This window comes from Bacillus sp. EKM501B, assembly GCF_011800505.1.
Taxonomy (GTDB): domain Bacteria; phylum Bacillota; class Bacilli; order Bacillales; family Bacillaceae_G; genus Bacillus_A; species Bacillus_A cereus.
The window spans coordinates 220,617-232,919 of record NZ_JAALFZ010000001.1 but is presented as its reverse complement, the minus strand read 5'-3'; the positions used below and the strand labels follow the sequence as shown (position 1 = coordinate 232,919).

Genomic DNA, 12,303 nt, shown 5'->3' with positions numbered 1-12,303 from the left:
ACGGATGGTAATGTCCATACCGCTTTTTTATGAATATTTATTTACTTCTTGTCCCCTGACACTAATGTTCTGCTTAAAAACAGGAATTTTCATCCATATATCTTGTTCCCTATTTTAAAACATAATACAATGAATACGTAACTTAATAAGCTATAACTAGTAGGTGTGGCAATCATCTCTTCCATTTTGAAAAAAGGGGGGAGGTGATAATATAATCGCGATGTTTATAATTAAATTAGTGTATGGTATCCTAACCGGAGCTGGCGTTGTCATCGGTAGAAGATACGTCGGTCCGTGGCTAATTTCTGTATACAAAAAAGCGAGAACCACCCTGCTTCGTGGAAAAGGTAAGGGCGGTTCTCGGCTAAAACGTTAATGTAATTGTCTTATAACCGCACCTACTACCACCACAATAGCAAGTTAGGTTACACAAGGCAGAAGTTTCTCAGGCTTCTGTCTTTTTTATTTTATGCAAAATTCACACTACATACTCTATCATTATTGTAACACATTTTATTTATTTTTAGTCAAGAGAAAAACTACCTAAAGGGCTCCCCTTCAGGTAGTTCTCTATTTTACGCTAACGCAGCTAGACTTTTTCAAGTTCAGCTGTGCCGCTCTCATCATTTATAGCACCAATAAAGACGGATTATGTACCCGCTTCATAACAGTATGAGTAAACAAGGAACAACACCTATTACGAATATAAAAAATCCTCTCACTATATAGCACCTATGTTTTCAGCAATACTCTATTACCATCAAACTAAATTTGTATAATTTAAACTACAGAATAGCAAGCTAATTTTCAAATATCTTCTTGCGCATTATCCTAAATTTATTATCTATTTGTATCATGCTTATAAATAAAAGATATCCTACCGACGCACCGAGCATATTTATAGCAATCCGCCACACATCAAAAACATCAGACAAAGTTAGTAAATGTAATATCTCCCAAACAAGAAAGGTCATAACATACCACTTACGAGCTTTCTTATAGTTAGAAGAATATTCCATAAAAAAAGAACCACCTAAAGGCTCCCCTTCAGGTGGTTCTCTATTTTATGCTAACGCAGCTGCCTGTTCTTGTTGATCTACAGGAATAACAGCGTCTGTTAGTGCTTTTTCTAGTTCTGCTGTATATTTCATTTGTTCTTCTTTGCTCCAGCCTAGTTTCGCAGCCATGTAGTTGATTACTGCTTCTTTCCACTCATATACCCAGTGGATGTTGAAGAATACAGCGCCTCTGCGGCGTACGAAGAAGTCAACTGGTTTTGCTGTCATTTCGTAATCCATTGCGTATACAAGCGGGATTAGAACGTCAAGCGGCATGTTGTATTCTTTCGCTTCGTCTTTATGTTTTTTCGCTAAGTCAAATAGTACGTCAACGTTAGAACCATAGAATTTCGCGAATTCTTCTGCTTGTGCTGTTGTTAAACCATATTTCGTACCTTCGCCAGCTTTTTTCGCAACGAATGCTGGGAATCCGTGTGAACCATCTACATGTCCACCAGAGATTGGCATATGTTTCGTGTCGCTCTTCGGATATGCGCTATGACCTTCTTTTTGTAGTAAGTTCGTTACGTAGTCTACTACCATTTCAGCCATTTTGCGGTATCCTGTTAATTTACCACCTGCGATTGTAATTAAACCAGATTCAGAAGTCCAAATTTCGTCTTTACGAGAAATTTCAGATGCACTCTTACCCTCTTCATAAATTAACGGACGTACACCAGCCCAGCTTGATTCAATGTCTTTCTCTGTAATTTTCACGCTTGGGAACATGTAGTTAATCGCATTAATGATGTATGTGCGATCTTCTGTTGTCATTTGTGGTACAGCTGCGTCTTTATCGTAGAACGTATCTGTTGTACCTACATAAGTTTTTCCGCCGCGAGGAATCGCGAACACCATACGTTTATCTGGTGTATCGAAGTAAATCGCTTGACCTAATGGGAAACGTTTTTGGTCAATTACTAAGTGAACACCTTTTGATAACTGAAGTACTTTTCCTTTTTTCGAGTTATCTTTTTCACGAAGTGTATCTACCCAAGGGCCAGCTGCGTTTACAATTTTCTTACCGTAAACTTCGTATACTTCTCCGTCTAGTAAATCGATTACACGTACACCGCATACTTTTCCATCTTTATATAAGAAACTGTCTACTTTTGCGTAGTTAACAGCTTTTGCGCCGTGCTCAATTGCTTCTTTCATTACTTCAATTGTAAGACGCGCATCATCTGTACGATATTCTACGTAGTAACCGCCGCCTTTTAATCCTTCTTTTTTTACAAGAGGCTCTTTGTTTAATGTTTCTTCACGGTTAAACATCTTTCTGCGCTCGCTTCGTTTTACACCTGCTAAGAAGTCGTATACACGAAGACCAATTGATGTACTAAATGATCCGAACGTACCACCTGTATGGAACGGAAGTAACATCCACTCTGGTGTTGTTACATGGGGACCGTTCTCATATACGATCGCACGCTCTTTACCTACTTCTGCTACCATTTTCACTTCAAGTTGTTTTAAATAACGTAGACCACCGTGTACAAGTTTCGTTGAACGACTTGATGTACCTGCTGCAAAGTCCTGCATTTCAAACACAATTGTTGATAACCCGCGTGTTGCTCCATCTAATGCAATACCAGAACCAGTAATACCTCCACCAATTACGATCACATCTAATTCTTGTTTGTTTACTCCGTTTAATACGTCTTTACGTTGTTTACTTGAAAATTTCATGGTAATTCCTCCCTTTGATAACGAAAAAAGAGACCACAAACTCCGCTATAGATTTCGCCTCTATAGCGTGTTGTGGTCTCTCCAAATCTCCTACCGAATTATTAACTTGTCACCATTATAACACTGTTTATGATTATTTGAAAGCTTTTGTTGCTTCAATTGCTTTTTTCCATCCAGCATATAGCTCTTCGCTTGTTTTCGCTTCCATCGTTGGTTCAAAGCGTTTGTCCATATGCCACTGTTCTTTAATTTCATCTTGGTTTTTCCAATATCCAACCGCAAGACCAGCTAAGTATGCTGCACCTAGAGCCGTTGTTTCATTGATTACTGGACGCTCTACAGGAACATCTAAAATATCACTTTGGAACTTCATTAAGAAATTATTTTTAACCGCTCCGCCATCAACGCGTAATGTTTTCAGTTCAATACCTGAATCTGCTTCCATTGCGCATAATACATCTTTCGTTTGGTAAGCTAAAGATTCTAGCGTTGCACGAATGAAGTGCTCTTTCGTCGTACCGCGTGTTACACCAAACATAGCGCCGCGTACTTCACTATCCCAATAAGGTGTTCCTAGTCCAACGAATGCTGGTACAACGTATACACCGTCAGTTGATTCAACGCGATTCGCGTACACTTCACTCTCACTCGCATCTTTAAACATGCGCATTCCGTCGCGTAACCATTGAATTGCAGAACCCGCTACGAAAATACTTCCTTCTAATGCGTAGTTTACTTTACCATCTATTCCCCATGCAATTGTTGTTAATAGACCGTGCTCAGAAGCTACTGCTTTTTCACCTGTGTTCATTAACATGAAGCAACCAGTTCCGTAAGTATTTTTCGCCATACCTTCACCGAAACAAGCTTGTCCAAATAAAGCTGCTTGTTGGTCACCAGCTACACCTGCAATCGGTACATTTTGGCCGAAGAAGTGGTAATCAATTGTTTCTCCGTAAATTTCAGATGATGGACGTACTTCTGGAAGCATGCTCTTTGGTACTGTTAACATTTCTAGAAGCTCATCATCCCACTGTAAGTCGTGAATGTTAAACATTAACGTACGTGATGCATTTGAGTAATCTGTTACGTGTGCTTTACCACCAGATAGTTTCCATACAAGCCACGAATCAATTGTTCCGAATAATAGATCGCCGTTTTCTGCTTTCTCTCTTGCACCTTCAACATTATCTAAAATCCATTTTACTTTCGTACCAGAGAAGTATGCATCAATTAAAAGACCTGTTTTTTCGCGAACAATTTCGCTATAACCTTTTTCTTTTAACTCATCACAAATTTCAGCTGTTTGGCGAGATTGCCATACGATTGCGTTGTAAATTGGTTTACTAGTTGTTTTATCCCAGACAACCGTTGTTTCACGTTGGTTCGTAATACCGATACCAGCGATTTGTTCTGGTTTTACATCTGCTTCACTTAAGCAAGTTGCGATAACTGCTAAAATAGATCCCCAAATTTCTTGTGCATTATGCTCTACCCAGCCCGGCTTTGGAAAATGTTGTGTAAACTCTTTTTGAGCTGAATGAACAATTTCACCTTTTTTATTGAAAAGAATTGCGCGTGAGCTTGTTGTTCCTTGGTCTAATGAAAGAATATATTTTTTCATATCGGTTTCCCCCTTATGCTACTTTTCTACTATTTGTATTGCTTCCGCTTTTTTTACTTGTCATATAAGAGATTGCTAGTACAATCACAGTTGCGATAATCACATAAATAAGTGCTGAATTTTGCTTTCCTTCAAATACAACTTGATGGAATAAACCTGCAAGTGATCCACCTAAAATTGGACCAACTACTGGAATCCATGCATACTTCCAGTTTGAACCGCCTTTTCCTGCAATCGGAAGGAAGAAGTGTGCGATACGCGGACCTAAATCACGTGCTGGGTTAATTGCGTATCCTGTTGTCCCACCTAATGATAAACCAATACTTACAATTAAGAAACCTACGATAAATGGATTTAATCCATCTGCAAATTTATTTGCACCAATTGCTAATATACCAAATACTAAAACGAATGTTCCAATCATTTCACTTAAAAGGTTTGCAAATGTGTTCGGAATTGCTGGACCTGTTGCAAATACACCTAACTTTGTTCCTGGATCTTCTGTTTCTTTCCAGTGTGGTAAGTAATGTAAATATACGATAACTGCCCCGATAATTGCCCCAATCATTTGTGCTGCGATATAACCAGGTACGTCACTCCATGGGAACGCTCCCTTAAATGCTAATCCTATTGTTAAAGCTGGATTCAAATGTGCCCCACTAATTGATCCAACCGCATATGCTGCAACCGCTACCGCTAAGCCCCAGCCCATTGTAATTACAATCCAACCAGAATCTTTCGCAAACGACTTTTTTAAACTTACACCAGCACAAACGCCGCCACCAAGTACGATTAACAACGCAGTCCCTATTAACTCTCCTAAAAATGCTGACATAGTATCCCTCCACAATCAATTTAAACGCTTCCAAATGTGATAGAGGTAAAATGAATGGCCATTCGTTTTTGTCAAAAGAAAAAGACCCACAGCTTGCACGCTTCTATATAAATTTATATAGAAACAATGAAATGTGGATCTCTACTTTTCTCCGTCACGTTTATTAACTTGTCTATAATGTTAACCGTAAATGAAAGCGGTGTCAACGAAAAAATTCACATTTCCGTCACTTTTTTTGGTAATGTTTCCATAGTTCGCGTTTTGATGTCGTAATTGCTGTCGCACCAGCGTTTAAAGCTCTTTCCACATCTTCTACAGTACGAATAAAACCACCTGCTAAAATCGGTACACCAGTACGCTCTTTCACTTCAGCGATAATATCCGTCATTGCTCCAGGAAGTACCTCAATATAATCCGGTTTCGTCTTATCTAAAAGATTGCAGCTCTTCTCCATCGCACTCGAATCGATTAAAAAGATGCGTTGTATTGCCACAACACCTTTTTGCTTCGCCTTCATAATAACGCTCGCCTTTGTTGAAAGTAACCCGTACGGTCTAAACTCCTGACATAAATATTCCGTCGCATGCCCATCACTCTGCAAACCATGAATTAAATCCACATGTAAAAACACCTTTTTACAATATTGCTTCGCAAGTGATATAACACTCTTCAATTGGCCGACATGAATATCTAAAATAACAATATATTCATACGAACTATGTAATAGCTTTTCCAAATCTTTAATTTGCCTCACTGCCGGCAAAATCTTCTGTTCATGAAATTCCATTCTATATGTCCCGATACGATAAACTTAACTAAATCTATACAATTCAATCAAATTTACACGAGTTAGTGCTTCATCGTGTTCTCGCAGCCCCAAAGGGACGAGGGGTATAACACTCCACACGAGGCAGTATCGTTACCTCCTATTATCAAGCATTTATTTTACCCATCTTGATAAATTTATCGACGCATTTACATCCCTATCGTGATGGCTATTGCATGAAGCACAACACCATTCACGAATCTTTAAACTCCACTGTCCTTCTGGTTGAACTGAATGGTCGTATTTTACTCCGCAACATGAGCAAATCTTGCTTGAAGCGAACCATTTATCAGCTTTTACATACTCAATGCCGTACTTCTCGCACTTGTATGACAAACATTGAAAGAAGAAGTTTAATTTTTGAAATGAAAATGCTTTCGATAGTTTTTTGTTTTTTAACAGGTTTGAGATAGATAAGTCTTCCACAACAATTCTCATTGGTTTGTTTTTCACCAATGTAGCTGTTGCTTGATGGATATGGTTATTTCGGATATTCGTAATTTTCCTAGATAACCGCAGGTGCTCAGTTTTCGCTTTTTCATATCCGGCAGATTGAATTTTTACACCTTTTTTAAATCTCCTAGACATATCTCTTTGCGCTGACTTTTTCCTTTTCAAAAGGTTTTAACCTTAGCATCTTTGTTTATATTTCGTTCTTTCATACCATTAGAAGCTACAAAAAGCTCTTTTAAACCAACATCCACACCAATCGACTCATCGGTTAGTTCTTGTGATTCAAAGTCTTCTTGGAACCCTACACTCATCCACCAGTGACGACCGTCAAAGGTAACTCTTGGATTTGATGTTTTTTTATTTCTTGGTAGTTGTTGGCTTGTTTTCACTTCTCCAATAGACTGAATATGAACTACTTTCTTTCCTATAACCAGTCTTTCATAATTGGCATAAAATCCTTGAATTAAATCTTTTTTGGATTTATAAGAAGTGTGATAACCATTTTTGTACTTTTTGAACGAATGTTTTCTCGCCGTATCAAAATCTTTTGAAGCCTGTTTGGGAACTTGTGCATTGATGTCTTTTAACCACTCATATCTCTTTCGCTTCTTGATCTTTGTAAATCGTTTCTGTAAAGCTAACTGTGAAACAGATTTTCCAAATAGCTTATAGTATCTATCACTCATTCTTTTACAATAGTTATAAGCAAATCTTGCAGCACCAGCATGGTTTCTAAGCACTTTTTCTTGTTCAGGCGTTGGGATTAGTCTAACTTTCTTCGCCAATATCATCAGAATGTAACTCCTTTAATGAAAGATTTGTTCTTCTGAATCGTAGCGTGTTCCACCAGCATTCTCCTGAGATCACTCGGATGCAAACCTGTTAATTCTGATACTTGACTAACTCGTAAAAATTTCATTATTATTCTTACCTCATTGAACCTAACATAGCACATACGTTCGATATATTCAATGAGGTTTGATAGATTTAATTAAATTTATCTCGTTCAACTAAGGGCGCAACTCCTTAGCCAGTTCTCTTATGAACTTCTCATGTTTTCACATGAGCGCAGACTATATGTTTATCTCTTTAGAGATAGAGGATTTTTCCACCACCATAGGCTTGTGATGTACTCTCGTCAGTTATACGAGATAGTCGTTGAACGTTCATCCTATCCATTTTGACTTAGATGATTCGAGGCGGAAGACCCATTGTTCTAGTGTTTAGGATTTAACCTTGCACCATCTGATTGATTTTTTCTGCTTTCGCAACATTCACGCTCGCCATTTCTAGCCACGTTGTAGTTCAATCAGCTTTAGGGATTGCCCGCAGTTAACCCTCACTACTAGCCAATCACTTGACTAGCAGGGCTTACTGATATATTTAATTAACTTTGGTTATAAATGGTTAAATAAATCGTAACAGTTAGTTACCCTTCCTATCTATCCTTTATAGTACACAATTTGAGTAGAAAGAACAGCTAGTGCAGAGAAATTATTTCCTCTATCTATATATTTTCTTCAACTTATCCGATCCCATACCACCTATAATCATGAATGCAAGGGGTAAAAGATTCATTACATATGGCGCATCTGCTACAATTGTAATACTTGCTCCTGCAAACTTATTTAGCATCCATACAACGATTTTTGCAATAAACAAAAATACCCCTATCATAAATAGACTATCAAAAAACACCTTCCATTTTGGATACGCCAATTGCTTACTATCTTCAATTACTTTCTGCGTCAATTCTTCATCACCCCTTAGCAATTCATCAATTGTAATACCGAACAAATCACTTAAATGAATAATAATTTCAATGCTCGGATAGTTCTTTCCCGTCTCCCATTTCGAAACAGATTGCCTACTCACATGAAGTTTTTCAGCCAAATCATTTTGTGACCAATTTCTTTTTTCCCTTTCTTCTTTTAAATGCTCACTAAAAATCATACTGTGTTTATCACCTCTCTATACCCATTATGTTCAAATAAATGATGAAGAGTAAAGCTAGTTATCGTTGCATTTCCTGCGCAACTTATGCGTTACAGCTTATAATGGCGCTCTTTTATATGTATCTCCCCTATACTATGCTCCAATAATAATTTCCCGAACAATAATACAAGGGACGGATACTAATAAAGTGAAACTTTAATCAGCCCTCACTAATCGGGCTTTTACGGACAGCCCGCGCCCCACCTAACTTCTTTGATTCCGCTGAATTTTGAGGTGGGGTCTTACTGCCCGGCAAATAGCGGGATAAAGACTAGATTAGGCATAAGAAATACGCCATCCCTTCTTATCAGTCTCCAGAAAGAATAACGCAAATTTTCATTTTTACTCATCATTTTTACTCATCATTTTTCGGACTATATGAAAACCCTGGATATTTCACAATAGGCCCCTTCTCCTTACGCAGGGAATCCATTACTTGCGGGCCAACATGTATATTACTCTCCACTATTTCTTTAGGAGTCAGTGCCATCCATTGATTTAACGATACATCTTCAAAACGATTACTTCTGAACATCTCTAAAAACCATAATGTTTCGGTACCTGTATTTTGAATATAATGCCCCGTCGCAAACGGTACATATCCGACATCGCCAGCTCTATAATCAAATGTACGAGCGGTACCATTTCCAAGAAACACAGTCATTCTCGCTTCCCCTGTCAAATAATATTGCCATTCATCATTATTCGGGTGCCAATGAAGTTCTCTCATTCCGCCAGGCTCAACCTCAACGAGCGCTGCTGCGATTGTTTTGGAAATAGGGAAATTTGTAGAATCTACAATTCGAACGCTACCACCAGGCGTCTTAATCGGCTTTTGTTTTAACAATTCATGTTTAAATGTTAAAGGGACTTCTCCTTTCGGCGATTGAATTTCCTGACTTTCAAGCGAACCTGGCACCTCTCCTTGATAAATATAAACTTGATCTGAAGGAATAGAACGAAAAGCACTCTCAGGTACTCCGAAATTAGCCGACAACACTTCTTTTGGCGTATGCGCAAACCAATCAGAAATAGCTAAAGTAGATAAATCAGAAAAATGCCCATCATCGAAAACGAGTAGAAATTCACAATGTTCCAATCCTTGAATGGAATGCGGAATACCAGGAGGAAAATACCAAAGATCACCTGGCCCAACATCAGCAATAAAATTACGCCCATTTTGATCAACAGCCGTTATGCGCGCCCGTCCTAAAAGCATATACGCCCATTCCGCTTCTTTATGCCAATGTAGTTCTCGTACTCCACCGGCCGTTAAACTCATATTTACTCCCGCAATCGTCGTCGAAACCGGTAGTTCCCGAGCAGTAATCTCCCGAGACCACCCGCCTTGTTTCAAAATCATAGAAGTGTCCGAAAATGAAAACTTCAAGTTAGGAACTAACCCTGCATCGGTTATAGGCGGAACAAGCATATTCGGATTTTGAATATCCCGCATAACATTACGAGGTCCAGAATCAATCGCACCTGCTCCGTCGCTGCGGATTGGTTGTGGCACATTCCCTCCCGCTTCATTAACAGTACGTTTCTTCATGATTACACTCCTTTTTCATCCGATTAGTAAGTAAAAAGCCTCCATCATAGTGTATGAATTGGGCTTTAGATGGTTACAGTTACTATGGAGTTACATCATCTGCCTATCATTATTGTTTTGTTCATTTCTCAACTTATACTAGTATGCTTAGCGCTTAGGAAGACAAAAAAAATAAACTAGAACTAACAAAAAACCCTGTAAAATTTATTACAGAGTTTTTCACCAATTATTTATTGTTTTACATATCGAATACGAACATTATCTTCCATTTGATAAATTTGTAATGTGTTTCCATAACTAATTCCTAACTCTTCACTTACACCAACTGCACTTACAAATACCCCTTTAAATACTTTATTTTTAGTTGGTTTTACTACCGATACTCTTCGCTGCCTCTTCAAACAGTTTCGAACCTTCTTGTGCTTTACTTACTGATTGATGCATTTTACTTTCGTCTTCTTGGTCCAATGCATCAAAGAGAAGTTGAAAACAATCCGCATATAGTTCCATCGACTGCTTTATCTTCGCCTGTTCTCCCTGTAACTCTGGAGGCGCTTGTAGATTCTTCAGCTTTGTAGCAGTTGCCTTTGCTCCACCTAAACTCAGTTGTACTTCACTTTTCTTTTGTTTGTATGATTTTACGTCTGAATCTGCTATTCCTTCAATTAATTTCATTGCATTTTCAATTTGAGTAGCACTATTTATGATATCTGCCTTGTACCTTTCAACATCTGAACCAGTTACCTTACCAGTTGAAGAACTAGAAGAAGTTGAATTATTTGAAGAAGAACTTGGTTGACTACTTGATGAACTACTGTTTGTACCTTCACCTTTCGCTACAGATAAGCTATCCTCTTTCTTGCTATCAGTTGACTTACTCTCTTTTTCAGAAGTCTTATTCTCTTTCTCTACCTTTTGCGTTTCTTCTTTCTTTGGTTCAGCTTTCTTACCATCAGTTTCAATTGTAATACAACCACTCAATAACATAACTGGTAATGCTAAACTTACTAATTTCTTTGCTTTCATGATTACTAATACCCCTTTATTTGTAAAATGTAGTGCAAACAAGTTAATATACTTAACTAATAAATTTCCCCCGAATAATTTATTAAAATCTACTATCCATAGATTTCCTGTATATTCATAATCTTTCCATATATATCATTTTACAAAGAATTACATATTTGGTCAAAGGGATTTATGTAGTCCTTAAAAGAAAATTTTAATCCCAAAGAAAAGAAGCTAACAATAAATTGTTAACTTCTCGGCTTAAGGAAAAAATAGTATCTTTCCTTATCTTCTAATATCTAGGTTGTGATTGAATATTTGTAAGATGAACATCATACATATCAATGATTTCAAGAAATCTATCAGCTTCACGGAAAACATGGTCTGCTAATAATGGATGAATGATACTCTTTATTTTACATTGCTCAATTAAATCACGTGCTGTTTTCTTAAAATCCCGAAGAGATGCAACCGACACACGATTTTGATCTAAAAATTGATCTAAAAGAGGGGCTGTTTGGGATTGTGGTTTCATAGATTCTAAGTCAATTGCTTGATACATCAATTCATCAAAATCATTGCTAAAATTCCGCGCTGTATCTACAAGCTTTCTTTCCGATGGATCAAGAAGATGGCCAATAAATTTAGCATGGTCTGCCATAATCCGTAAAAAGAAAACATTTTCTTTAATAATAGCATCAGGAAGAGCATCTAATTTACCTTCATTTAATTGTATTAAACGTTTTCTAAAATAATCAGCTTCCCTACTTGTATGGTCAACTAAAAGTGGAAAGTTATTTTGTCCTGGCAATTTACATGTGAGAATTAACCCTAAAATTTTTCGTTTAAATCCCCAAATATTAGTTGCGGCTTGTTGTACTTCTGCATTAAATCTTTTTATTTGCTCAGGATCTGTTTCATTTGTATAGGAATGCGCTATTTGTTCAATATGTTCAAACAATCGATAAAATTGATTCGCCTCTTCGATTAGTTGAGTATCCTCGCATCTAAATCCTAAACGAAGAAAAAAAGAATGCTCCTTCATGATTCTAGACCAAAAACGAATTTCATTTAATGAACGCTCAACAAACATTACAGATGTAACACCTGTATCCGGATGTAATGAAGTTTCATCCCTATGCATTGTTAATCCCCCCCAGTAAAATCCCCACTAGTTCCATTCTTATGAGTAAAAAAATATATAAATACCATCAATAAAAGTTTATGATGACTCTCTTATACATGTAAAATTAAACTAATATA

The 12,303-nt window shown here is 37.5% G+C and carries 10 protein-coding genes and 2 pseudogenes; 1 reads left to right on the top strand and 11 read right to left on the bottom strand.

The features are described 5' to 3' along the window. Window positions 1-220: 220 nt before the first annotated feature. Window positions 221-376 carry a hypothetical protein gene (locus HFD78_RS01260; protein ID WP_000469930.1) on the top strand — a complete coding sequence of 52 codons (156 nt, stop codon included), beginning with the start codon at window positions 221-223 and terminating at the stop codon, window positions 374-376. 424 nt (window positions 377-800) lie between these two features. On the opposite strand, the pseudogene HFD78_RS01255 reads toward HFD78_RS01260, so the two are convergent. The 11 genes and pseudogenes from HFD78_RS01255 to HFD78_RS01205 all read right to left on the bottom strand — a co-directional run. Next, a pseudogene (locus HFD78_RS01255) lies at window positions 801-1,007 on the bottom strand (hypothetical protein); the annotation flags it as partial. 57 nt (window positions 1,008-1,064) lie between these two features. Beyond that, window positions 1,065-2,747: an aerobic glycerol-3-phosphate dehydrogenase gene (gene glpD, locus HFD78_RS01250; RefSeq protein ID WP_000672831.1), complete on the bottom strand. Its 1,683-nt coding sequence runs from the start codon at window positions 2,745-2,747 to the stop codon at window positions 1,065-1,067. Between the two features lie 133 nt (window positions 2,748-2,880). Then, entirely contained in the window at window positions 2,881-4,371 is a 1,491-nt protein-coding gene (gene glpK / locus HFD78_RS01245) for a glycerol kinase GlpK (RefSeq protein WP_000760004.1), read from the bottom strand. 13 nt (window positions 4,372-4,384) lie between these two features. Further along, window positions 4,385-5,206, bottom strand: coding sequence for a glycerol uptake facilitator protein GlpF (gene glpF / locus HFD78_RS01240; RefSeq protein WP_001272195.1), 822 nt, complete (start codon window positions 5,204-5,206; stop codon window positions 4,385-4,387). Between the two features lie 226 nt (window positions 5,207-5,432). Next, window positions 5,433-5,993 carry a glycerol uptake operon antiterminator GlpP gene (gene glpP / locus HFD78_RS01235; protein WP_000394286.1) on the bottom strand — a complete coding sequence of 187 codons (561 nt, stop codon included), beginning with the start codon at window positions 5,991-5,993 and terminating at the stop codon, window positions 5,433-5,435. A gap of 153 nt (window positions 5,994-6,146) precedes the next feature. Then, window positions 6,147-7,276, bottom strand: a pseudogene (locus HFD78_RS01230) (RNA-guided endonuclease InsQ/TnpB family protein). Window positions 7,277-7,988: 712 nt separating this feature from the next. Then, window positions 7,989-8,438 carry a helix-turn-helix domain-containing protein gene (locus tag HFD78_RS01225; protein ID WP_000577635.1) on the bottom strand — a complete coding sequence of 150 codons (450 nt, stop codon included), beginning with the start codon at window positions 8,436-8,438 and terminating at the stop codon, window positions 7,989-7,991. Between the two features lie 397 nt (window positions 8,439-8,835). Next, window positions 8,836-10,032, bottom strand: a complete 1,197-nt coding sequence (locus HFD78_RS01220; RefSeq protein ID WP_000747512.1) for an oxalate decarboxylase family bicupin — start codon at window positions 10,030-10,032, stop codon at window positions 8,836-8,838. A gap of 230 nt (window positions 10,033-10,262) precedes the next feature. Next, the gene (locus HFD78_RS01215) at window positions 10,263-10,433 is read right to left on the bottom strand and encodes a hypothetical protein (RefSeq protein ID WP_000828752.1); all 171 of its coding nucleotides are present in this window, start codon (window positions 10,431-10,433) and stop codon (window positions 10,263-10,265) included. After that, entirely contained in the window at window positions 10,393-11,058 is a 666-nt protein-coding gene (locus tag HFD78_RS01210; RefSeq protein WP_000644837.1) for a DUF7018 domain-containing (lipo)protein, read from the bottom strand. Before HFD78_RS01210 ends, HFD78_RS01215 begins: the two co-directional genes overlap by 41 nt. 274 nt (window positions 11,059-11,332) lie before the next feature. Next, window positions 11,333-12,184: a DUF2935 domain-containing protein gene (locus HFD78_RS01205; RefSeq protein ID WP_000554479.1), complete on the bottom strand. Its 852-nt coding sequence runs from the start codon at window positions 12,182-12,184 to the stop codon at window positions 11,333-11,335. Window positions 12,185-12,303: the final 119 nt, after the last annotated feature.